Source organism: Pseudomonas protegens (genome assembly GCF_003732485.1).
GTDB classification, from domain to species: Bacteria; Pseudomonadota; Gammaproteobacteria; order Pseudomonadales; family Pseudomonadaceae; genus Aquipseudomonas; species Aquipseudomonas protegens_B.
This window is the reverse complement of the sequence record NZ_MOAK01000025.1, coordinates 12057-12863: the sequence shown is the minus strand read 5'-3', so window position 1 is coordinate 12863 and position 807 is coordinate 12057. Positions and strand designations below refer to the sequence as shown.

At 62.0% G+C, this 807-nt stretch carries 1 protein-coding gene; it reads left to right on the top strand.

The window, feature by feature from the left end:
- The coding region (locus BLX41_RS34255) for a type I secretion C-terminal target domain-containing protein (protein WP_259744346.1) at positions 1-588 on the top strand (588 nt) is incomplete at its 5' end.
- Positions 589-807: the final 219 nt, after the last annotated feature.

The window sequence follows — 807 nt, the reverse complement described above, 5'->3', positions numbered from 1 at the left end:
AAGCAGAGCGGGGTCGACGTGAGCAAGGTCACCACCAGCAACGTGCACCAGTACATCACCGAGCACTACAAAGAGTTCGATGTGTCTGGCAGCCACGACGGCAACGACACCCTGCTGGGCGGCGCCGGCAATGACATTATCTTCGGCCAGGGCGGCAACGACCTGCTGGACGGCGGCAAGGGCAATGACATCCTGCTGGGGGGGACCGGCAACGACACCCTGATCGGTGGCCAGGGCAACGACATCCTGATCGGCGGTTCGGGTGCCGACACCTTCGTCTGGAAGGCCGGCGACACCGGCAACGATGTGATCAAGGACTTCAAGGCCAGTGAAGGTGACCGTATCGACCTGCGAGATCTGCTGCAGGGCGAGAGCGCCAGCACCATCGACAACTTCCTCAAGATCACCACCGTGGACGGGGTGTCGACCCTGCAGGTCAGTTCCGAAGGCAAGCTCAACGCCGCCGGAGGCCTGGCCAACGCCGACGTGACGATCAAGCTGGAAGGCAACAACTGGTCCAACGCCAACATCAACTCGTTGATCGCCGGCAGCGACCCGACCATCAAGATCGATCACAACAACAGCTGATCGGCTCCCGGCGGCCAGCCTTTACGGGTGGTTGCCGGGTCCTGGCAAGCAGCCTGCGCCGTGACGATTGTCGCGGCGCACCGCATACTCGCGCTCTGAATGCTGCGCTGGCCTATGCTGCTGACAGCCGGATGCCGAAAAAAAGCCTGAGGGATTTGCCATGTTCTACGTGCAACGCGATGCGCAAGGTCAGCTGATTCGCGTGGAAGCCGCCGCTTA